General features: G+C 37.7%; 17 protein-coding genes. 12 read left to right on the plus strand and 5 right to left on the minus strand.

Features of this window, described 5'->3' with window-relative positions; genetic code table 11:
* Positions 1-112 precede the first annotated feature (112 nt).
* The 9 genes from gyrA (at position 113) to GM920_RS02895 (ending at position 13,355) form a co-directional block, all read left to right on the plus strand.
* On the plus strand, positions 113-2,728 hold the full coding sequence (gene gyrA, locus GM920_RS02855; RefSeq protein ID WP_182953229.1) for a DNA gyrase subunit A: 2,616 nt from the start codon (positions 113-115) through the stop codon (positions 2,726-2,728).
* Positions 2,729-2,752: 24 nt separating this feature from the next.
* The gene (locus GM920_RS02860; RefSeq protein ID WP_182953231.1) at positions 2,753-3,838 is read left to right on the plus strand and encodes a tetratricopeptide repeat protein; all 1,086 of its coding nucleotides are present in this window, start codon (positions 2,753-2,755) and stop codon (positions 3,836-3,838) included.
* Between the two features lie 87 nt (positions 3,839-3,925).
* Positions 3,926-5,071: a tetratricopeptide repeat protein gene (locus GM920_RS02865; RefSeq protein ID WP_182953233.1), complete on the plus strand. Its 1,146-nt coding sequence runs from the start codon at positions 3,926-3,928 to the stop codon at positions 5,069-5,071.
* A gap of 571 nt (positions 5,072-5,642) precedes the next feature.
* The gene (locus GM920_RS02870) at positions 5,643-7,805 is read left to right on the plus strand and encodes an FUSC family protein (RefSeq protein ID WP_182953235.1); all 2,163 of its coding nucleotides are present in this window, start codon (positions 5,643-5,645) and stop codon (positions 7,803-7,805) included.
* A gap of 46 nt (positions 7,806-7,851) precedes the next feature.
* Positions 7,852-8,262, plus strand: a complete 411-nt coding sequence (locus tag GM920_RS02875) for an organic hydroperoxide resistance protein (RefSeq protein WP_182953237.1) — start codon at positions 7,852-7,854, stop codon at positions 8,260-8,262.
* Positions 8,263-8,655: 393 nt separating this feature from the next.
* Complete coding sequence (locus GM920_RS02880) at positions 8,656-9,597, plus strand: sulfite exporter TauE/SafE family protein (RefSeq protein WP_182953238.1); 942 nt, start codon at positions 8,656-8,658, stop codon at positions 9,595-9,597.
* 169 nt (positions 9,598-9,766) lie between these two features.
* A complete protein-coding gene (locus GM920_RS02885; RefSeq protein ID WP_182953239.1) occupies positions 9,767-11,161 on the plus strand; it encodes a sensor histidine kinase in 1,395 nt (464 codons plus the stop codon).
* 353 nt (positions 11,162-11,514) lie between these two features.
* The gene (locus GM920_RS02890) at positions 11,515-12,261 is read left to right on the plus strand and encodes a sensor histidine kinase (protein WP_182953241.1); all 747 of its coding nucleotides are present in this window, start codon (positions 11,515-11,517) and stop codon (positions 12,259-12,261) included.
* A 443-nt stretch (positions 12,262-12,704) separates the two neighbouring features.
* Positions 12,705-13,355 (plus strand): histidine kinase, encoded by a 651-nt coding sequence (locus GM920_RS02895; RefSeq protein WP_182953243.1) that lies wholly within the window; start codon positions 12,705-12,707, stop codon positions 13,353-13,355.
* Positions 13,356-13,447: 92 nt separating this feature from the next.
* On the opposite strand, the gene GM920_RS02900 is transcribed toward GM920_RS02895, so the two are convergent.
* Entirely contained in the window at positions 13,448-14,083 is a 636-nt protein-coding gene (locus GM920_RS02900; protein ID WP_182953244.1) for a DsbA family oxidoreductase, read from the minus strand.
* A 1-nt stretch (position 14,084) separates the two neighbouring features.
* Complete coding sequence (locus GM920_RS02905) at positions 14,085-15,122, minus strand: aldose epimerase family protein (RefSeq protein ID WP_182953246.1); 1,038 nt, start codon at positions 15,120-15,122, stop codon at positions 14,085-14,087.
* 84 nt (positions 15,123-15,206) lie between these two features.
* Between GM920_RS02905 and GM920_RS02910 the strand changes: the two genes are divergently transcribed.
* Genes GM920_RS02910 through GM920_RS02920 form a run of 3 tightly spaced genes read left to right on the plus strand, consistent with a single transcriptional unit; the run spans position 15,207 to position 17,609 of the window.
* On the plus strand, positions 15,207-16,358 hold the full coding sequence (locus tag GM920_RS02910) for a galactokinase (RefSeq protein WP_182953247.1): 1,152 nt from the start codon (positions 15,207-15,209) through the stop codon (positions 16,356-16,358).
* A 39-nt stretch (positions 16,359-16,397) separates the two neighbouring features.
* Positions 16,398-16,928, plus strand: coding sequence for an RNA methyltransferase (locus GM920_RS02915; RefSeq protein ID WP_182953249.1), 531 nt, complete (start codon positions 16,398-16,400; stop codon positions 16,926-16,928).
* A 21-nt stretch (positions 16,929-16,949) separates the two neighbouring features.
* On the plus strand, positions 16,950-17,609 hold the full coding sequence (locus GM920_RS02920; protein ID WP_182953251.1) for a YdeI/OmpD-associated family protein: 660 nt from the start codon (positions 16,950-16,952) through the stop codon (positions 17,607-17,609).
* A gap of 65 nt (positions 17,610-17,674) precedes the next feature.
* Here GM920_RS02920 and GM920_RS02925 read toward each other — a convergent pair whose 3' ends face one another.
* The 3 genes from GM920_RS02925 to GM920_RS02935 all read right to left on the minus strand — a co-directional run bounded on the left by GM920_RS02925 (position 17,675) and on the right by GM920_RS02935 (position 24,015).
* Complete coding sequence (locus GM920_RS02925) at positions 17,675-19,096, minus strand: SusD/RagB family nutrient-binding outer membrane lipoprotein (protein ID WP_182953253.1); 1,422 nt, start codon at positions 19,094-19,096, stop codon at positions 17,675-17,677.
* An 11-nt stretch (positions 19,097-19,107) separates the two neighbouring features.
* On the minus strand, positions 19,108-22,152 hold the full coding sequence (locus tag GM920_RS02930) for a SusC/RagA family TonB-linked outer membrane protein (RefSeq protein WP_182953254.1): 3,045 nt from the start codon (positions 22,150-22,152) through the stop codon (positions 19,108-19,110).
* Between the two features lie 396 nt (positions 22,153-22,548).
* Entirely contained in the window at positions 22,549-24,015 is a 1,467-nt protein-coding gene (locus tag GM920_RS02935) for a glutamate synthase subunit beta (RefSeq protein ID WP_182953255.1), read from the minus strand.
* Positions 24,016-24,078 lie beyond the last annotated feature (63 nt).

Genomic DNA, 24,078 nt, shown 5'->3' on the forward strand with positions numbered 1-24,078 from the left:
AATATATACGATAAATTTTTTCCACAATGCGCCTTTATGGCGCATTTTTTATTAAATTCGCAAGGTTATAAGAATACCACGTTTAAATCGTTCTTAGGGAACATTACTATTTATGGCAGAAGATTTAGAAAATCAAGAAAACGACAAAATAATAAAAATCAATATTGACGAGCAGATGAAATCCGCTTACATCGATTATTCGATGTCGGTTATTGTATCAAGGGCTTTACCTGATGTTCGTGATGGATTAAAACCAGTTCACCGCCGTGTTTTATACGGCATGTTGGATCTGGGACTTGCAAATAACAAACCTTATAAAAAATCTGCCCGTATTGTTGGGGAGGTATTAGGTAAGTATCACCCACATGGTGATGCCTCAGTTTATAACACCATGGTAAGGATGGCTCAGGAATGGAGCTTAAGGTACTTAATGGTGGAAGGTCAGGGTAACTTTGGATCGATTGATGGTGACTCTCCGGCAGCAATGCGTTATACGGAAGCTCGTTTCCAAAAGATCGCAGAGGATATGCTTGCTGATATCAATAAAGATACAGTAGATTTCCAACTTAACTTTGATGATTCCCTGCAAGAGCCAACGGTTCTTCCAGCTAAAGTTCCAAACTTACTGATCAATGGTTCTTCCGGTATTGCGGTTGGTATGGCGACTAATATGCCTCCACACAACATTACTGAGGTAATCAATGGAACTATTGCCTATATTGAAAATAAAGAAATCACCATAGCTGAATTAATGAAGCACATAAAGGCACCTGATTTTCCTACAGGAGCAATTATTTATGGGTATACAGGAGTTCAGGAAGCTTTCGAAACTGGTAGAGGCCGTATTGTAATGCGCGCTAAAGCAGAGATTGAAACGCATAAAGATCGTGAAACGATTATCGTTACAGAGATTCCTTATCAGGTCAATAAAGCGATGATGATTGAACGTACCGCTGAACTGGTAGGTGAGAAAAAAATCGATGGTATTTCCAACATTAAAGATGAATCCAACAAAGATGGTATCCGTATCGTTTATGAAATTAAGCGTGATGCGAATGCTTCAATTGTTTTAAATAACCTATTTAAACAGACTGCTTTACAGACTTCATTTAGTGTAAATAATATTGCACTTGTGAATGGTAGACCGCAAATGTTGAATGTGAAGGATTTGATTCGTCATTTCGTTGACCACAGGCATGATGTTGTGGTTAGAAGAACGAAATTTGAATTGGCGGAAGCTAAGAAAAGAGCGCATATTCTAGAAGGTTTATTGATTGCTTTAGATCATATTGAAGAAGTAATTAAATTAATTCGTGCTTCTAATACGCCGGAAGAAGCAAGGGTAGGATTAATGGAGAAATTCGGTTTGAGTGACATTCAAGCCAGAGCAATTCTTGACATGACCTTGCGTAGATTAACTGGTCTGGAACGCGATAAAATCAAAGAAGAATTCGAGGAATTAATGAAAACTATTGAATACTTACAATCTATTCTGGATTCAGAAGATTTACGTATGCAGATCATTAAGGACGAGTTAACTGAAATGATGGAAAAATACGGTGATGAGCGTAGAACTCAGATCGTACATTCTGCGGAAGACATGAGCATGGAAGATTTCATCGAAGATGAAGACGTAGTGATCACAATTTCACATGAAGGTTATATCAAACGTACACCTGCAACTGAGTACCGTACTCAAGGTAGAGGTGGTAAAGGTTCTAAAGGAAGTGATTCAAGAAATGAAGATTTTATTGAGCATTTATTGGTAGCCTCGAACCATAACTACATGTTGTTCTTTACAGAATCAGGACGTTGTTTCTGGTTAAGAGTTTATGAAATTCCTGAGGGATCGAGACTAAGTAAAGGTAGAGCGATTCAGAACATTATCAATATTCCTAAAGAGGAAAAAATCAAAGCATACATTAAGGTAAAGAATTTGAAGGACCAGGAATATCTGGAAAACAATTACATTATCATGTGTACTAAAAAGGGAACGATTAAGAAAACCTCTTTAGAAGCATATTCAAGACCACGTGTAAATGGTATCAATGCGATTAACATCAACGAAGGTGACCAACTTTTAGAAGCAAGTTTAACTACAGGAAAAAGCGAAATTGTAATGGCTTTACGTTCTGGAAGAGCAATTCGTTTCAACGAAGAGAAAGTTAGACCGATGGGTAGAACTGCAACCGGAGTAAGAGGTGTAACACTTGCGCACGATCAGGATGAAGTTGTTGGCATGATTGCTGTTGATGATCCAGGTGTTACTATTTTGGTAGTTTCAGAAAAAGGATACGGTAAACGTACTGATATTGAAGATTACCGTGTAACGAATAGAGGTGGTAAAGGTGTTAAAACCATTAGTGTAACTGAGAAAACAGGTGCATTAGTAGCCATTAAAAACGTAACCGATGCGGATGATTTAATGATCATTAACAAATCAGGTATTGTCATCAGAATTGTGGTCAGCGAACTTAGGGTAATGGGAAGAGCAACACAGGGTGTTCGCCTAATCAACCTTAAAGGAAATGATGAGATTGCTTCAGTGGCTAAGATTGAGCATGAAGATGAGGAAATTGAAGCGGAAGAGGGTGTAGAAGGAGCTGTTGTGGTAAATGACGTAATTGCTACTGAAGACGCTTTAGAATCAGATGAAATCATCGAAGATGAGGACGAAGAGGAAGAAGAAGAGGCTGAGGATGATGATACCGAAGAAGAAGAAAATTAAATTTTTGACCCATAAATTAACAAGATGAAAAAAGTACTTTTTAGTATGTTACTTGTAGGTGCTGCCACCTATGCAAATGCGCAAAAAAGTGAAGTAAACGAAGCGAAGAAAATCTGGGGGATGTTATTAATTCCTAAGACAGAAACTTTAGCTGAAAACTTGAAAACTCTAAATGGAGGTTTAGCCCATACTGATAAAGCGATTGCTAATGAGAAATCTAAAACAATGCCGGAAGCTTGGTCTTACAGAGCCTTATTTGCATCTAGAATTGCATTAGTAGATTCATTAGACCTAAACAATGCTAAAGCAAATCAGAAGATTGCTGAAGAGGCAATTGTTCAGGCAAAAACTTTAGATACTAAAGGTGACGAGAAAAGCAATATCGAACAAGCAGAAATGAATGTAGATAATGCAATGAGAAATCGTGCTATTTTTGCTTATAACAAAAAGGATTTCGCGGGTGCACTAGCGGCCTTTAATGAAGTAACGGCTAAAAATCCAACAGATACTTCTATGTATGTAAACGCAGGTGTAACTGCGAAAGCAATAGAAAATTATCCAGAGGTCGTTAAGAATTTTAAGAAAGCAATTGACCTGGGGTATAAAGATTCAAAAGTTCTTTATTCTGAAATCGTAGGTGTTACTTTTGACAAGTTGAAAGATACAGTAGGTGGCTTAGCTTTGTTAAAAGAAGCGAGCAGCAAATTCCCTGATGATTCTTATTTCATCGGCTTGGAGACTGATCTTTATATCAAATCTGGTAATATTGCTAAATCTCAGGAAATGTTGAATAAATTGGCAGCAAAAGATCCAAAAAATGCGATTTATCAGTATTTATTAGGAGACACTTATTACAAACAAGCTTTAGCACTACAAACGGAAAGAAATAAAATCGATCCTAAGAAAACTAAAGAGTTTAATGCAGTGAGTGCTAAAATGATTGCGCTAATTGATCAGTCGACGCCTTATTATAAAGCAGCTTTAGAATTAGATCCTAAAAATGAAAATGCTTTAGAAAACTTAAAAGTGATTTATTTATTTAAGGATGACAAGGTAAACTATGAGGCAACCAAGAAAAAACTGGATGCTCTAAAAGCTACAAAACCTTAATCGTAAGTAATAATTCAAAGTAAAAAGGAGGGGTAATTTTTATCCCTCCTTTTTTTTTATAAGTTTGTAGCTAGAACACACCCTGGTATGAAAAAGATCTATATATTTAATGCTGCTTTCCTGGTTTTATTGAGTGCTGACACTGCTTTTTCGCAACAAAGTCAATTGCAAATTGCTAGAAATAGCGTGGGGAAACTCCAAATGGCTATTGAGGCTAAACAGGATGAAAAAAAACAGTTAAGTATACTAGGAGAGGGGGTTAAGGCTGCTGAGGCTGCTCAGAATGATAAGAAGACAAAAAAGTGGCCTGAAACCTGGGCAATTAAAGCTTATTTGAGTGCGTATGTTTCCTTAATTGACAGCGATGTCAGTAATTCTGATCGCTATTATAATTTAGCAAATGAGGCGATTGATTCAGCAAAAAGATTGGATAAATTTCAAGCAAATTCACAGTTAATCTCAGCTGCAGTATACAATGTGAATATAAAAAAGCAAGAAAAAGGGAATACTGCTTTTGCTAGTAATGATTTCAATACTGCTTTTGAATTATTAAAAGAAGTGAGTGATTTCTTTCCAAAAGACACTACATTGGCAATCAATACGGCATTAGCTGCTCAGAATATGCAATCCTTAGATAAGGCATTGATCTATTATAAGAGAGCCAAAGATAATGGAATTAAAAATCCTGTTGTTTATCAAAAGCTCAGCGGAATTTACTCCTCTAAATTTGAACATGAATTGGCTTTGAAATCGCTGGAGGAAGGATTAAAAATGAATCCTTACAATGTGTACCTGACGAATGATTACATCAATTTGTTGTTAGATACGGAGAAGTATGATGATGCCATTCGCGTAATCGAAACTACCTTAAAAACGGAAACTAAAAACAAGTTGTTGTATTTTCTTTACGGATATCTACATCAAAATAAATCAAGTAACAACACGGCGATATTAGCTTATAATAAAGCGCTGAGTATTGATGAAAATTATTTTGACGCGCTTCATCAATTGGGAATTGCTTACATAAATGCTGCGAATGAATCGTTGAAGAAGAAGAACAGCGAAGGTCCTTCATTTACATCTTATATCAACCGAGCTGAAGTTGCTTTACTACAGGCTCATGAGATCAATCAGAACGACAAATCTACAGTTCAATTATTGATTGATATTTATACCAGAAAAAACAGACTCGATAAAGTTCAAGAGCTGAAAGGAAAGCTGGAAGAGTTCTAGAGAAAAAAACTAAATATTTTATTATGTACCATACAAATGCTTACTAAGTAGGCTATTTGCATAATACTACTTAACATAATATTAATTATAAGACTCATAAATAAGGAAGGTTTTAAAGAGGGCTTTGGTGCTGTCTATTGTACCATTATGCTGTGCCAAGTAATTAACTATTTCCTAGCTGTGGAGGATTGTATTGACGTATTGCTCTAACAATTGCTGTCGAATTATCGTTGAATTTACAGCCGGACTTTTTTGTCATTCATTTGATTTAAAGCAACTTAATGCGTATTCAACCTATACTACGCGGGTTGTTTTTGATGCGGTCCAGGCTCAAATTCTATAAATCAAGTTTTTTTGCTAAAAGCGGTTCTTATTACAATTTTCAATTGAAAAATTTCTTGTATGAATCTAATATAGAGAAAAACGTTCGTGTTTCTTGCAATTAGATTATCAGAAAAAAATTATTATTAGATATGGAGCAATATATCTTAATACTGTGGTATGATTTTGTTATTTTGCATAAAGCAGTTGTTAATGGCACAATTGATGATTGTAAATCTATTTTTACGCTATGTTCAATCGTCCAGTCAGAAGTATCCAGGATTTTTTATTAAGCACTTATTTTGCTGATGGTCTTAGAATTACTATTGGTGTACTCTGTCCTTCTCTTATTCTTGCGCAATTTGGTCTGCTTCAATATGGAATGACCTTATCCTTAGGCGCTTTGTGTGTCAGTGTTGTTGATACTCCAGGTCCAATCGTTCACAGGCGGAATGCGATGTTGATTACTACTGGTTTGATTACCATCATTTCAATTGTTGTTGGTTTAACCAATAGTAACGTGTATTTCATTGGGGCTCTGCTTTTTATCTGTAGTTTCATTTTTTCGATGCTTTTTCTTTATGGTTTAAGGTCAGCCGCAATTGGCACCGCTGCCCTACTCATTATGGTGTTAAGTATTGACGATATTAGACCTTGGAAAGAAGTATTGGTATTTGCATTGCTCATATTTATAGGTAGTATTTGGTACACCTTATTGAGCTATTTTGTCTACAGAATTAGACCTTTCCGCTTGGTTCAACAAACATTAAGTGATTCTATCCATGAGATTTCGGAGTTTTTAAGAGCGAAAGCGCGATTTTATCATCAAAATACGGATTATAATGAGAATTATGCAAAGCTCCTTCAGCTGCAGGTACTTGTGCATGAAAAACAGGATGCAGTTCGGGAGGTTTTGTTTAAAACAAGGGAAATCATTAGGGAATCCACCCCAGAAGGACGTTTTCTTTTACTCGTCTTTGTGGACATGGTGGATCTTTTTGAACAAGTGATGTCCACTTATTATAATTATGAGCAGCTTCACGATCAATTTGATGAATCTGGTATTTTAGCACACTATGAATCTGTGATTATAAAAATAGCAGATGAATTAGATGAGATTGCATTTGCCTTAAAAAGCGGTGGAGTTCCTAAGTTGCCAACTTCTTTAATCGAGGATGTAGAGACGCTTAGAAATGAAATTACTACCCTCGAAATCAATAACAAGGATGGAAAATACAATACTTTAGGAATTATTGCGCTTAAAAACATTGAGGTAAATATTGAGAATATACTCTCCAGAGTAAAAACGATCAATGGTTATTTTAATAAAAAGGAGAAAAAGAATCTGAAACCCAGAGAAATTGATGTAGAGCGTTTTATCACGAGACAATCTATTGATTTAAAATTGTTGTTTGAAAACTTAACTTTTACCTCATCTACTTTCAGGCACTCTTTAAGGGTGGCGATAGTCATGTTGATTGGATTTGTGGTCGCTAGATTATTGAATTTCTCCCATAGTTACTGGATTTTATTGACCATTCTGGTCATTTCGAAACCAGGTTTCAGTCTTACAAAAAAACGAAATTATGAGCGTTTAATAGGTACCGTTATCGGTGCTTTTATTGGAATGGGAATCTTGGTTTATGTACATGATAAACATACTTTATTTGTCATCCTGCTTTTCTGTATGATTGGTTGCTATAGCTTTCAGCGTAAAAATTATGTGGTTAGTGTTTTATTTATGACCCCCTATATCTTGGTGCTTTTTGATTTCCTTGGAATGGGTGGACTGTCTGTTGCACGTGAACGCATATATGATACCTTGATTGGCTCTGGGATTGCCTTGTTGGCAAGTTATTCGTTATTTCCGAACTGGGAGCATCAGAAGCTTAAAGAAGCCATGTTAGCCACGCTAAAGGCAAATATGAATTACTTTGAACAAGTTACCTTCTTGTACACTGATGACGCACATAATATGACAAATTATAAGGTTGCCAGGAAAGAAGTTTATGTAACGACGGCTAATCTTGCCTCCCTGTTTCAGCGCATGTTTTCGGAGCCTAAAAGTAAGCAATTACGCATGAAGGAACTTCATCAGTTTACTGCTTTAAATCATTTGTTATCCTCTTACATTGCCACACTTTCCTTGTACAATAAAGAGCATTCTTTTAAAATTTCTAGTTTTGATGACCTGAAGCCTGTAGTAAATAACACCACCTATTTGATGAATTTATCTATCGAGGTATTGAATAGTCATAGTACTGCATTGAGTAACGTACCTTTGATCAGGCAGCCGGTAAAGCCTGAAAAATCGGATGAAGATAGCAATGATGCTATTATCCATGAGCAATTTGATTTGATCCAAAAGGTCGCATATGATATTTTCAAGCTCTGCGAAAAAATTAAAATATAAAACTTTAGCTGGTTTAGTACTGTTGTAGAGGTATTAAATTTAAATTATGGAAAAAATATATACAGCATCTGTTACGGCAAAAGGTGGCCGCGATGGGCATATCAAATCAAGCGATGGAACGATAGAATTTGACGTTAGAAAGCCAAGGGAAATGGGTGGACAAGGTGGTGCCACAAATCCTGAGCAACTATTTGCTGCTGCTTGGGGGCCTTGTTATTTGGGCGCTTTAGGAGCTGTAGCAGCTCATGATGGTGTAGATGTTTCTGAAGCTAGCGTGGAAGTTCATGTCTCTTTTAATAAGGACGATAACGCTTTTGTTCTGTCTGCAGACCTAGATGTACACATTCCTGGTATTACTACAGAGGAAGCACAAAAATTAGCAGATAAAGCAAATCGTGCCTGCCCATATTCAAAAGCAACCAGAGGGAATATTGAAACTCGTGTAACTGCGATATAATTCATACTTAATAGCTAAAAGATCCTGAAATTTGCTTTCAGGATCTTTTTATTTTTTGGCTATTTCTCATCGGCTATTTTTTCAAAATGTAATGCTGTAGCTCCCCTCCTTTTTTACCAAATTATTTGGCAACCCATTTTATTTGAGATCTGAGCCAGATTTTAACCCTGATTATTGCAATCTTTTTAGGAGCAGTTTAAGTTAAATCTGGTACAATCTTTTGGAATAATTTTGTTTATTCAAAAAGTTACGCTATAATTGACTACTAAATCCATAGGCTTTATTTAAGTTAGTCAGTTTAACGTTATAAAGTCCTTATATTTTAGACCTAAAGACTGGCCATCATCAATTGGATGGCGTATAAACCAGATAAAATTATAGCACAGACTAGCAATGAGTATACAAGATAAAGAAATTGCCTTATCCCTGAACCAGGGGCCTTCCCAGGAAAAAAAATGGAAGCGTATTGCCTATCTATGTTTACTCATTTTAGCCGCATTATTTATGGGTTATGCGCTGGCCTCTTACCTGAATTATGAATCTGTGTTGGCTTTTGGCAAGGAAGTTTATGGTCAAGTGGATGAGAAGTTTTTATGGATGCTAGCCGTAGGTTTTCTTGCACAAATGGTAGATGGAGCCTTGGGAATGGGCTATGGTGTGGTGTCTACTACCTTATTGTTATCGGGCGGTATGAATCCAGCTGTAATTTCGGGCAGTATCCATACCGCTGAAATGTTTTCAAGTGGTGCTTCCGGCTTTAGTCACTATCGGTTTGGGAACGTCAACAAAAAACTGTTTAAAACCTTATTGATACCTGGCGTATTGGGTGCAATTGTGGGGGCGCTTTTATTGGGATATGCTGGAGAAGCTTTTTCTGAATACATCCGACCAGTGATTTCTGTTTACACTTTAGCATTGGGTATAAAAATTTTAACCAATGCCTTTAAGGAAAAACCGAAACCTCAGAAAGTGAAGCGTGCAGGTTGGCTTGCAGGTGCTGGAGGATTTCTCGATTCCTTTGGTGGTGGTGGATGGGGACCCTTGGTGACATCCACCTTAATTTCTAAGGGGCGCACGCCAAAGTATGTGATTGGCTCGGTTAGTTTAACCGAATTTTTTGTGACCATGGCTAGTGCCGTGACCTTTTTCTTCATTTTAGGCGTTAGTCATTGGCAATCTATATTAGGTTTGCTAATTGGCGGTGTTGTTGCTGCACCAATTGCTGCAAGGTTGGTGGGAAAACTTCCAATTAAAAAGATGTTTATAGGAGTAGCGGTAATTGTCATACTTTCCAGCCTAAGAATTATATGGAATGCGATTGATAAAGTCGCTTAAAATAGCTTATTGAAACAAATTGCATTTAATCCGGATAATTAAAAGGAATTTGTTTTAAGTTATTACCCGATTATGTATGGCATAATCTTAAATGTAAATAAGCTGACTACTTCATTTTCAAAAGATTAGCTATTTATGAAATAAAAGAATAGATTTGTTTAATATCAAAATGGCAAACGCTCTAAATCTATTTCTGAGGTACTTCAAAAGACCGGCTCTAGACAAAATGATCACGGAGGATGAAGTTAGTTCCACTAACCTTATCAGGTGCATCTCTATTACAGGGTTATTTGTTCCGATTACCTTAATTATTCATCTTTATTTTAGGTACGGTGATTTCAAAGTTGGCCCTGAGGAAACGAGCTGGTTAAACGATTTGTTCTTTGTCAACATGCTCATGGGGCCGTTATGCCTTTTTCTAAGTTTAATCGGGCTCTTTTTGAAGTTTACAAGAAGAGAGTATTCGCTGATGAGTAAATTATTGCCACATTTGGTTTTCTTTGTATTTGCTGGTTGTGGCGCATTGTGCTCTATCTTCGGGCAATCCTTAGACAATGCCATCATCACTTTTATGCTGGCCTGTGTGCTAAATGCGGCGACTATTTTAATCAGGCCATTATATGCTGCCATTTATTTTATACTTATCTATTGTTTTTTCTGCTATGGCGTGACCTTAACTCAGCCCAATCAAAATACGGTGTTGTTCAATGTGATAGATGGACTTTGCGTGATTGCGGTCTCTTTTATAATCTCCTGGGTACTGTGGAACAATAACATGACCCGTTTTAAACAGGATCGTCTGATACAGTCGCAAAAGCAAATATTAGAATATCAATATGAGAAATTGACTATTGCCAACGAGGAACTCGAAGATACCAATGCCAGCAAAGATCAGTTTTTCTCCATATTAGCGCATGATCTCCGTGGGCCGCTCAATTCTGCCCTGGCCTTAACTACGTTTTTGGAAGAGGGTGCATTTGAAGAGGATACAGAAGAGCGTAAGAAAACATATAGTCTCTTGCAAAATAGTTTGGGTAATAGTGCGAAATTACTAGAGAACGTATTATTGTGGTCTACCAATCAGGCAGGAATTCTGAACTTTAAGCCTAAGATTTTGGATGTTCAGGAAACATTGAAATCTAGTATAGATGTGTTAAGGATTGTTGCTGCTCAGAAGAATATTGAGATAATCAATAAAGTGTCAGCCAAAATCATGATTTCAGCGGACATAGATATGATGCATACGGTTTTCAGAAACTTACTCTCAAATGCGATTAAATTCACGCCAAACTTTGGCAGTGTAGAGATACATGCAGAAATTTTAGATAAAGCGGTACGTATATCGGTCATTGACTTTGGCGTTGGTATGAGTAGTAAAACGCTTAACAATCTCTTCCGTATTGAAAAGAAAATGCCAGGTAGAGGAACTAATAATGAAACAGGAACTGGTTTGGGCTTGGTCTTATGTAAAGATTTTATCGAAAAACATGAAGGAAGCATCGTTGTGGAAAGTAAGGAGAATGAAGGCAGTAAATTTATTATAACTTTACCAGGCCGAACCTAAACTTTCAATTGATGACTCCTGCTTTTAAGCAACATTTTTCTCAAGTATTTTCTAAATATCGATGGCTTTTACACCTGTTATTCTGGGTTATATTTTTTAGCGCGATCTATTTGGTTACCAAACATAGTAAACTGCTTAATAATCCAAAATTTCCACATCCATTTCCAATTCTCTCTATCAGTACATTTTGCCTGGTGTTATTTTTGCAATCTTACACCTTTTTACTTTTCATCATTCCGCTACATAAAAAAGAAAAGAAGTATATATTTTGGCTTAGTTTTCCACTTGTGTTTCTAGGTTGGTTTGTCGTTAATGTGGCCGTTATTAAATTGGTGATTAGCTCAATTCCAAGTATGAGTACCAGACCAGAATTTGGCTGGTGGATGTTCATGAATAACAGCTTGTTGGTGTATCTTTTTATGTCTTCGATATTCATTGCCTTCTACTATTTTGTCGACATTTATGAGCGACAAAAAGAAATTCAGCGACTGGAAAGTTTCAAATCGGAAAAGATCGAATTGGAAAGTCGGTTTTTAAAATCGCAAATTAATCCTCATTTCCTTTTCAATACGCTCAATAATATTTATGCCCTTAGCTTAAAAAAATCTAATAGAACACCAATCATTATTGAAAGATTAGAGTCTTTACTTCACTACATGCTGTATGAATGTAAGGAGGACTTAGTAGAACTTGATGACGAGTTTACTTTCACGAATAGCTACATTTCCTTGGAAAAGTTAAGACATAATGAAGATCAATGTACAGTCAGCACTACGATAAAAGGAAATACCGCAGGGCATAAAATTGCCCCCTTGCTACTTATTAATTTCTTAGAAAATGCCTTTAAACATGGAACGAAGACAAGTTTTGGTAAATCCTGGATTAATATGGAAATAGAAGTTCTAAAAAAAGAACTTCACTTTAAATTACAAAATAGTAAGCCCGATACGGCTGTGCACCAGGTTTTTTCTGAGTATCAGGGTGGCATCGGCTTAAAGAACGTCAAAAGGCGGTTGGAAATTCTCTATCCAAGACGTCATAAATTAACAATACACAATGCTCCAGATCATTTTGAAATCTACTTAATCCTTAATTTTTAAACATGAGCAATTTTGTACAACTAGAGATTAACGAACGCAATCGCTGGGTTTATTTTACTAATTATCGTTGGGTAGCGCATCTGGTTTACTGGATTTGGGTCTTGATTGTGAGCACGATCATGCCTGCAAAAGGACCAATCACCCCTTCTTTAGTTTTTAATCATTTTTTTCTGTCGAATATAGTGATTGCGACTTTCTTCTACCTTTATTGCCTGTATTTTATCCCGTATTTTTTCAAAAGGAATAAAAATATGCAATTCTGGATCCTTTTAATCCTTAGTTATTTTGTAATAGTGGCAATTGATATATTTTTCGGTAGAGCTTTTGTTCATTTGACAGACCCTGTAGAAATAGATCGTCATCTAAGTTTTTCGCGTATTTATTTTTCTAAGTTAGTAAGCTATCTATTAAACTTCTTTTTCTTTTCCATTATGCTCTTCTTTATGGAAAAAAATGAAGAAGACAGTACGCTTTTAGAATTGGAAAAAGAAAAAAAAGAAATTGAGCAGGTCAAGCTGGATCTGTTAAAAACCAATATCAATCCAGACTTCTTAATGCGGTCTTTACATCAGTTAAAGGAGTCTGCCAAAATACCCGAAGAAACAACACCTGAAGCAATTCTTACCTTTTCAGATTTATTAAGATATCGTTTGTACAGAGGTCGTCAGCTGTATAGCCCGCTAAAGGAAGAACTTTTTGCTTTTCAGTCTTTTGTACATTTTATAGGTCTGGATCATTTACATCATCAACTTCATATTAAATTCGCTGTTCAAGGACTGGATGATGATAAATATATCGCTCCGCTTTCTTTAGTGAACCTTTTGGAGATTTTTTGTAAAGCAACCAATCCTAATGAGGTTTTGCTGGAAATTATAGTGCTTATTGAATCTGATGAACTGCATCTGGAAATGCAATATGGATCGGATGTTACCGCCCAGCTGTTAACCGATCTGGAGGAATATCAAAGTAATTATAGTCAGCTTTATGGGGATGCTATAAAACTACATGCAGAGCGTGCGGAAAAGGATCATACTTTTTTTGTCCGTTTAACGCTCCCGCTGTTGGAAAAGCAAGTATTAGCGCAATCGGTATAGCAACATCAATAAAAATAAAGGCCTTGCAGAATTAGTTTAAGCAAGGCCTTTATGATTAGGGCTATCTACCCTATTGTATCACTACCTCTTGATTAACGAGCTTCCCAAGCTTGATTTAAAGCGCCAAGAAATGTTTCTGGTGGTTGTGCTCCGGAAACTGCCAGTTTATCATTGAAGACGAAGAATGGGACACCGCGAACACCTATAGTTTCCGCAGTTTTCTCATCATACCTTACCTCATCGGTAAATTGGTCAGTATTTAACATTTCTTTGATCTCTTTTGCATCTAAACCGATAGCAACACCAATCTCTACTAATGCATCATGATCATCGATGTTCTTTCCATCTGTAAAATGCGCCTTAAACATGGCTTCTTCTATGGCATCTCCCAATCCTTTTGTTTTTGCCAATTGAATTAAGCGGTGTGCATCAAAAGAATTGGCAACGATTGCCTGGTCGAAATTAAAGGTAAGGCCTACTTCAGCAGCCGCATTGGCTACGTTTTTATGAGTTTCTGCTGCCCATTCTTTGGACTTGCCATAACGTTCAGCCAAATACTCTTCAGAAGTTTTATCGAGTACTGTTGCCGCATTCGGATCCAGCTCGAAGCTATGCCATTCCACTTCTATTTCTCCCTTATGTTCAAAATCTGCCAATGCAGTTTCAAACTTTCTCTTTCCTATATAGCAAAACGGACACCTTACGTCCGACCAGATATCGACTTTCATATTAATTATGTTCTATTTTATAAACTGTAGTTTGTGTATAAGTTTCTCCCGGTCTCAAAATTGTACTTGGAAAAGAAGGCACATTGATTCCATTTGGATGGTGCTGTGTTTCTACGCAGAAAGCTTCGTAAGGATGGTAAGTTGCCCCCCCTTTTCCTCCTTGTACCGTTAAGTATTTGGCGGTGTATAGGTGCGCAACAGGCTCAGTGGTATAAACAGATAATTTAAGGCCACTTTTTTCTTCTGAAGTTTCTGAAGCCAAGGTAAATTCACCGTATGGTTTATCTAAAACGTACGTTTGATCATATCCTTCTTCCGGATTCCAGTCATGAGCAAATGTTTTTCCTCCTAAAAAGTCATGATTAGTACCTTCTACAGGGATTAACTTCCCGGTTACGACATAATTATCATCTTGTTCCAGGTAATTACTTGCAGGCATCCTGTGGAAGTGCTGATCAATTACGCCAAGATCCGGAGAAAGATTGAAATAACTATGATGTGTTAAATTGATGGCGGTGGCCTCATCTGTAACCGCTTTATAGTCTAGTCTCAACTCATTGTCGTCCGTTAGCTTAAATGTCAGTTGAACAGTCAGGTTGCCTGGGAAATTCTCTTCCCCTGCTGGACTAATATATTGTAAAGTCAGACTTGGATCAATGGTTGGTAAAACTGTCCATACTTTTTTGTCGAAGCCAATATCGCCACCGTGAAGGCAATCTCCACCTTTCGCTTGGGACAATTGGTGGACCTTTCCATCGATCGTGAATCGTCCGTCTTTAATGCGGTTGGCATAGCGTCCAATTACCGCCCCTAGGTAAGGGTAATTGGCCAGGTAATCCTCATTGATATATCCTTCAAAATCATCAAAACCCAGTACGATATCTTGCTTTTCACCCTGTTTATTAGTCACGATGAACTTATTAATGATCGCGCCATAGTTATATATTTTTACATAAGTACCATGCGTATTTGTTAACTCAATTCCGAAGACTTCTTTATCATCAATAAATTTCCCGGTCTTGATTAGCTTTGTTTCCATAAATTGTATATTAGGGCGGTTGTTATTTATAACAATACTATCAATACTTTACTTAAAACAAAAACATTAATTTAAAAAATTACAATGAAAGCGGAATTGACCGAAAAATTCTCAGCGCTATATGGACAAGAACCAAAGGCGAACTACTTTACCCCTGGACGCGTGAATCTGATTGGCGAGCATATTGATTATAACGGTGGATTGGTGATGCCATGTGCGATTACATTAGGAACCTGGTTAAGTATTGCGCCTAACGACGACCAGGTAATTCGCTTTAAAAGTTTGAACTTCCCTGAAGAACAGGAGATTTCATTGCAGGATGCATACACTAAAACCGGTTCTGAATGGTACAATTATCCATTAGGTGTGTTTAATGAAATCCTAAAGAAGCATAAAATTCCTACTGGTTTGGACCTCTTATTTTACGGTAATATACCTATTGGTTCTGGACTTTCCTCTTCAGCATCTATAGAAGTCGCTATGGCTTATGCATTAAATGATTTCTTTGATTTGGGCTATGAGAAAATTGAGATTCCATTGCTGGCACAGAAAGTAGAGAATGAATTCATAGGTGTAAATTGCGGCATAATGGACCAGTTTGCTGTTGCATTTGGAGAAGAACATAAGGCTTTAATGCTGAATTGCGATACTTTAAAGCACAAATCTGTGGATTGTAACCTTGGAGATTACCGTTTGGCGATCATCAATACAAATAAGCCAAGAAAGCTTGCGGAATCAAAATACAATGAAAGAGTTGCGGAATGCCAAGCTGCTTTAGCAGACCTTAACAAAGAAATTAAATTAAATAACTTATGTGAGTTGAATGCAGAGAAATTTGCCTTACATAGCCAATTGATCACAGATGAAACCGTATTAAAAAGAGCGACGCATGTGATCAAAGAAAACGACCGTGTGCACCTTGCTGCGAAAGCACTAAACGATGGTGATTTACAAGAATTTGGTCGTTTAATGTATGCTTCTCACCAGTCATTGAAGGACCTTTATGAGGTTACTGGTAAAGAATTGGATGCTGTTGTGGAGTTTTGTGGTGATTACGAACATGTAATCGGTGCAAGAATGACTGGTGCTGGTTTTGGTGGCTGTGCGATCGCCCTGCTTAAAAAAGGTCAGGAAGAAGATTTTTCTAAGCAACTGACTGATTTTTATGTATCGCGTATTGGGTACCCTGCTTCTATTTATATCAGTGAAATTGGCAATGGTGCTTCTGCAATTTAATCTTATTTTTGCCCCCATAGAATAGAATAATAGTCCTTAATGAAGAAATTAAAAACAGACGAGCTAAACCGTGTAGGTGTAGAAGAGTTTAAAGAACAGGAGAAATTACCGGTTATTGTAGTGTTGGATAACGTGCGAAGTATGCACAATATCGGCTCTGTATTTAGAACAGCAGATGGTTTTGCCATTGAGAAATTATACTTGTGTGGTATCACTGCACAACCTCCCCACCGCGAAATCGAGAAGACCGCATTAGGAGCTACACAATCTGTAGCCTGGGAACATTTTGAAACGACATTGGATGCTGTGGCCAGTTTACGTAAAGATGGATATGAGATCATTGCGATTGAACAGGCATCCGGAAGTACGATGTTGAACACTTTTCAGCCAGATGTACAGAAAAAATACGCTTTGATTTTCGGAAATGAAGTGAATGGTGTGAGTGATGAGGTGATGACACAAATTGATGAATGTATTGAAATTCCTCAATTTGGGACTAAACATTCTTTTAATATTGTAATCTCAGCAGGAATTGTACTCTGGGATTTCTTTGCTAAATTAAGATTATAAATACTTTTATAAGGCTGATTTATGGAAAACCAATTACTTAAAAAACTGCATATAAAACCTGGATACAAAGTGCTCATTGAGAATGCTCCGGAGAATTTAGTAGAACTATTAGGTGATTTTGATGCGATACAGCTCAGCTTTAACCCTGAAAAGGAGTTTGATGCAGTACTTCTATTTGTGGCCAATGGCTATGAATTGGAAGAACATTTGGATAAATTACATAAAAAGCTACAGCAAAACACCTTATTCTGGATTGCTTATCCTAAAAAAAGTTCAGGGATAGCAACTGATTTGAACATGATGGGACCTTGGGATGAATTGAAAACTTATCAATTGACACCTTGCGCCTCTGCCTCTATTTCCGAGGTCTGGACAGGTCTCCGTCTGAAGCCTATTGATTTGGTAAAAGCATCTCCCGTTAGGAATGAAAACATTCAAAAGAATGATTTCTCTAATTACATTGATGTACAGAATAAGCAAGTAAAAGCACCTGAGGATCTTGAATTCGCATTAAAACAATATCCGACAGCCTTGGAGTATTTCTTGTCGCTGGCCTATTCTCATAAAAAAGAATATGTACTTTGGATATTAACTGCGAAACAAGATAAAACCAGGATTGGAAGAATAGAGAAAACGATCCAAATGCTGCTTGCGAAAAAAAAGAATCCAAACGACAAATAATTAAATGGCTACTTATCTTTAGATAAGTAGCCATTTAAAGTTAAATCAGTCTTTTTCCCACAAAATTATTTTGCCCACCAAACCGGAACAGAGGTCAGTATTCCTTGTTGCGGCTGGGGATTTGAAGTAATCTCCTGAGAAGGATAAGGAAAACGCTGAGGGATATATGGCCGGAATGCATTAACAACTACATTTAAAGTTGGGTATCCTGTTCTACGCCAGTCATTATAAGCTTCCAGTGATAAGAAATTAGCCACATACTTTTCTCCAATTAAGCTCTTTAGCGGAGTAGTTGGATCCAGTGTTCCATGTGCAGCGATATAGGTGTTTATATTATCTGTGCTGACGCCCAGGGAAAGCATGTTTTGCCTGATGGCTTCTGCAAATATAGGTTGAGCACTGCCTGAACCAGACTTAATTAATGTGGCTTCAGCTTTAATAAACAAAGCCTCAGCATAGGTTGCCAGGTAAACAGGTGCTGCTGGTCCCACTTGATCTAAGAGCAAATACCCACCGACCTTGGGGCCTACAGTGGCATATATTTTTGGATTCGGATCTGGATCTGTACCACTTTCTCTGCCCAGAAAACCTCCACCAGAACCAGGAAGCGCAAGGATTGGTAACCTTGGGTCGTTGTTTGCCGTTAGTAGGTCGACAAAAGTTTTGTTTAACACCACACCACCAGCACCTGGTAAAGTTCCACGATACCAAGGGTTTTGTGATTTGTCGCCACCTTTATAGCTTACTTTAGCATTTTCACTATTGGCTGAAAATCCATTCTGCAAAGCTGCAAGCGCGAGGTCAGCTTGAGTGGAAGCAGAATATCCTGCTGCTTTACTTAACCGTAGGTAGTATCTGGCTTTGAGCGTGTAAGCAAATTTCTTCCAGGAAGGAAAATCCCCGGAGTAAATCAGGTCATCTGCTTTTGCCGTAATACCAGAAGGTGTCGTATTCAAAATGACAATAGCTTCATCTAAATTTTGTTGAATGAGCTTGTAAATGTCTTCCTGGCTATCATATTTTGGTTTTAATCCATCTAGTGCACGAAAGGCTTCTGAGTAAGGAATATCTCCAAATAAATCTGTACAGACTGCCAAATTATAAGCTAGCATTACTTTTCCAATTGCAGCATAGCTGTTGTTTCCCCCTGCTTCTGCTTTACTTATCATGATTCTTAAGTTATTGAAAATTGCAGGGTAAAGGTCAAAACTCCAGGTATTGTTAACGTCACTAGGGGTAATTCTATAACTGTCAATTTCTGGTGGCGCCTGATTGATTGCCAATTGTTGCGTCCAGTAAGCCGCAACAGAGCCGGGAAAACCGCCAAGAATATTGGTCGTGGTATAAAGTTCAACAGGTGTTAAGATCAGCGCCTCCTGAACATCTAAAGGGTTGTTAGGATCTTTATTGATATCCAAATATTTCTTACATCCAGATGCAGAAACCAGCATTAAAAATGCTACGAATAAATAATTTATCTTTTTCATGATTGATCTGTTTAAAAGGTAACTTTTACTGCAAAATTGAAACTTCTGTTAGATGGCGTTACAAAGTTGGTAAAGCCACCTCCATTTCCTGTTCCATACAAACTCACTTCAGGATCTGAGCCTGTATAGTGTGGTGTATAGAACCAGAGGTTCCTACCTGTTGCAGATACACTTAATCCTCTAAAGGGCATTTTCTTCAATAAATCTGCTGGAAAAGTATAAGCCAGCGTTACCTGTCTTAGTTTAACATAAGTTCCATCTTCTACTCCATTTTCATCGACTGCTGAAAAGTTTTCCTGATAGTACTTTTGATCTAATGTAATCTGTTTGGTGTTCGGTGAACCATCTTCAGTTACCCCTTCAATAACTTTAGTTGCAGTTCTGTCTTGGGTAACTTTAGTAACCCCATAAAAATTGAGGTAAAAATTATCAAGATTGTATACATCTCCACCCTTTTTCATGTCAAGTACAGCAGAAAGGCTAATGCCTTTATAGGTGAAGGTTGTGGTTAGACCTGCATTCCATTTTGGGGCGGTATTTCCAATTGCCCCAAGTGTTTCATCTATGATAGGGTAACCTTGATCATCAATGACTAACTTTCCGGCATCATTGCGAAGGTACCTTGAACCAAAAATAACGGCATAAGGTTGATTTTTATAAGCAAAAACACCCGGGCTCACAAAGCCTGCAAACTGAATGTTGTCAAGACCTTGTCCGATATCAGTTACCTTATTTTTAATCTTGGCAAAATTCAGGCTAATATCCCAGGTGATGTCCTTTGTTTTGATGGGAGTACCACCTAGTACAAGTTCAATTCCACGATTATACATGCTTGCCGCATTAATAACAGCTGCATTAAAACCACTTGATGGGGTGATTGGCGTTGTACTAATCAGATCCTGGCTTAGTTTATTAAAATAAGTTGCTTCAAGATTCAATCTGTTTTTGAGGAATTTAAATTCAAGCCCGGTTTCAAACTCCTTTAAGCCTTCATTCTTCAAGTTCTTGTCACCATAGGTATTGGTTAATAAGAACCCATTCAGATTGTCATAAGGGAATTCTATATTTCCAATAACCGGTTTTATATATGGGGTACCTATACTATAAGGTGCTACATTATCATTTCCTACATAAGAATAAGAAATGCGGAATTTACCGAAATTCATAATCGGATTTTTACTCATTCCCAATGCTTCTGTGAAGATAAATCCGGCAGATGCTGAACCATAAGGATAATACTGTTTACTGCTGCTAAGTACAGAAGTTCCATCATATCTTCCTGTTAATGACAAAGATAGCATTCTCTTGTATTCACCTGTCATCTGTACATACACACCTACTTTTCTATAATTGCTTTCCGTAATTGTGGAGATTTGGGTGGACGCATTGGCGATATTATAGAAGTCTTTAGCTGATAAACCTATCCCCTTGTCAAAGATTGTTTTCTGATTAGAAGCCAGGATATTATTACCGATCAAAATACTTCCAAAGAAATCATCACCGAAGCTCTTCTTTGCTTCTACAATCAAATCATGATTGTATTGTCTGAAGTTAATCTCTCTATTGTACATTTTACCGTTATCAGATTCTCCACCCACAATTCCGGGAGCTTCATGGTAATGCGTGTCATCATTAAAAATATCTGCGCCTAACCGCTCTGTGATCGTTAGCCATGGAGTTGGATTATAAGTAACTGTAAAAACTGGCAAAAATCTGTTTACTTGGGAGGAAAATTGTACATTATCCACTAACCAGTAAGGATTATTTCTTGCGGCACGATATACCCTTTGTGTTCCATCCGGATAAGTAGTAGGGAGTGGGTTCCAGGATATGGGAGCAGCATAAACTGTCCAAAATGGACTTGCAAGGCTATTTCCTTCAGGTAAACGATCATTAGCAGTATTCACATAATTTAGTTGTCCAATTACGTTTATCTTATCCGTAATATTATTTGAAAACTTAGTAAAGAAAGAGTGACGGCCAAAATCAGTTCCCGGCATTGTTCCTTTGGTTTTCAAGTAAGAGTATGAAACGAGGTAGGTTGACTTATCACTTGCACCGCTTACCGCAACGGTGTTATCGGTTGTAAATCCAGTTCTGAAAAATTCCTTCCTGGGATCGTGTTTTTGCACCGGAGCCCCATTGACTATCAACCCATCAATAGGTGGTCCCCAAGAACCTGAACCCAATTCTCCATTATTTCCATCTACATACACTCCATTGCTACCTTGAGCATACTTATCCTGAAATTCGGGAAATATTGGATGGTCTACCGTAATTCCTGAAGAGACAGAAACTGAAGGTTTCCCCTTACCTGTTTTTGTGGTAATCATAACCACACCTCTTGCTGCAGCGGATCCATACAGTGCGCTAGCTGCCGCGCCTTTTAGTACAGTCACGCTTTCTACAATATTTGGATCAATATCAATGGCTCTATTGGCTGTCCCTCCCGCACTTAATGCGCCATCTGGATTCCCAGCTTCCGTGTTATTAATAGGTACGCCGTCCACAACAAAGAGCGCACCGTTTTCCCCGGTTAAAGAGGTATTTCCACGGATTACAATTTTCGAAGAACTACCAGCGGCACCACTGGAGTTCGTGATTTGAACTCCGGCGACCTTACCAGCCAATGCATTCACCAAATTATTTTCCTTTGCAGCGACTAAAGCATTACCACTTACTTCCTGTGTTGAATAAGTTAAGGTTCGTTTATCTCGCTTTATACCGAGTGCGGTAACTACAATTTCATTTAAGCTAGTTTCTTCATCTGATAAAGAAACATCGATCTGATTATTACTTCCAATTGTTTTCGTCTGGGTTTTAAAACCGAGATAAGAAAATTCCAAACTCAGGTTGGTTCCAGTTACTTGGATGCTGTACTTACCTGAAGAATTTGTTAAGGTGGCTGTCTTTTGACCCACGACCCGTATGGATACTCCAGGGAGAGGTTTTTGGTCACTTGCAGCGATCACAGTTCCCGTAATCGTACGGGTTTGTGCCCATGCGGCTATGCTAAATAGCGATAGAAGCATTAAAAATGGTAGTGATTTTTTCATAGTCCATTTAGAATTAGTTTCTTACTTAAATTTAAGCAACAAACTACCTATCTGAATTATCTTGTCTCTTTTTTATTACAATTTCAAAAAAAAGGATTAAACATGTATATTGGGCGCTTTTTTTAACAATTAAGCCTGATAAAGGACTCGTATTGAGCATATAAATTCAGATTTACCACCTGTCCTAAGGAAGAGAAAGACAACAAAGGATCATATTAGAAAAGTTCTCTTGATTTTGTCAGCGCTTGTTCTTTCTTTGAAATTCTGCTGTGATCGCGTTTTGGATAATTTCTATATAAAAAATAATTCTCAAAAAAAAGCAGCTATCAACCCGTAGGTAATAGCTGCTTTAAGATAGCTGGTGGAATAATTTCCACTAAGTGTAATTTTTATTAATTAGGCATAAGGAATACCGTCTTTTGAAGCGAGTCGACTGTGTCCCATCAAGTATTCATCAACTTTACGGGCGGCCTCTCTTCCTTCAGAAATGGCCCAAACTACCAGTGATTGTCCGCGGCGCATATCTCCTGCTGCAAAGATCTTTGCAATATTCGTTTGATATTTACCTTCTTCGGCTTTCACATTACCTCTATTGTCCAGCTCTACTCCTAACTTTTCAATTAAGCCTTCTTTTTGAGGATGTAAGAAACCCATGGCCAATAAAACCAGCTGACAAGGTAAATCTCTTTCCGTGCCTGGTTTCTCCTTGAAGTTCAAAGGTCTGCCGCTAGGATCAATTTCCCATTCTACGTCTACTACTTTTAGGGCTTTCAGATTACCGTTCTCATCTTTGATAAATTCCTTCGTATTTACTCCCCAAGCTCTCTCGCAACCTTCTTCATGCGAAGAAGTCACTTTAAGCAACATTGGGAATGTTGGCCAAGGCATGTTCGCGGTACGTTGTGACGCAGGCATTGGCATAATCTCAAACTGCATTACGGATTTAGCGCCCTGACGGTTAGATGTTCCGATACAATCAGATCCGGTATCACCACCACCAATCACGATTACATCCTTACCGTTAGCCAGGATAGCCTCCTCTTCGAAGCTAATATTTTTAACACGCTTGTTTTGTTGTTTCAAGAAATCCATGGCATAATGAACACCTTTTGCCTCGCGACCAGTGATATTCAAATCTCTTGGGATGGTAGAACCACCTGCCAAAACGATGCTTTGGAACTCTCTAAGTAAAGTATTCAACTCTACATTTTCACCTACATTGGAATTACATTTAAAAACAATACCTTCTTTTTCCATCAGGTTGATACGTCTTGTAACGACATCTTTCTGAAGTTTAAAGTCAGGAATACCATAGTTCAACAAACCTCCCGGGGTATCATCACGTTCGTACACTACCACCTCATGACCGGCTCTGTTCAATTGTGCTGCTGCCGCAAGTCCAGCCGGACCTGATCCAATCACTGCAACCTTCTTACCGGTACGGATCAATGGCTCTTCCGCTTTGATATAGCCTTTGTTGAAGGCAATTTCAATAATATGTTTCTCAATCTCTTCAATAGATACCGGAGATTTGTTGATGCCAAGTACACATGCAGACTCGCATGGTGCCGGACAAATTCTTCCGGTGAATTCTGGAAAGTTATTGGTGCTCAACAGTATAGTTGATGCCAATTGCCAATCTCCTTTATATACCGCGTCATTGAATTCTGGAATCACATTTCCCAGCGGGCATCCCGACTGGCAAAATGGAACGCCACAATCCATACACCTTGCGGCTTCACGGTTTACTTGCTCTAATTCAAAATTCTCTACAAATTCATTATAATGCTTTAAACGTTCTTTAGCATCTTCTTTTATAGGAGCAGTTCTTTCATACTCTAAAAATCCAGTTACTTTTCCCATGGTTAAGCTATATTTAGTTTAGTGGTTGTCGTCATTTTGTGTTTCAATTTACGGTGGCTCTTG

The organism is Pedobacter gandavensis (assembly GCF_014172405.1).
Classification (GTDB): Bacteria; Bacteroidota; Bacteroidia; order Sphingobacteriales; family Sphingobacteriaceae; genus Pedobacter; species Pedobacter gandavensis.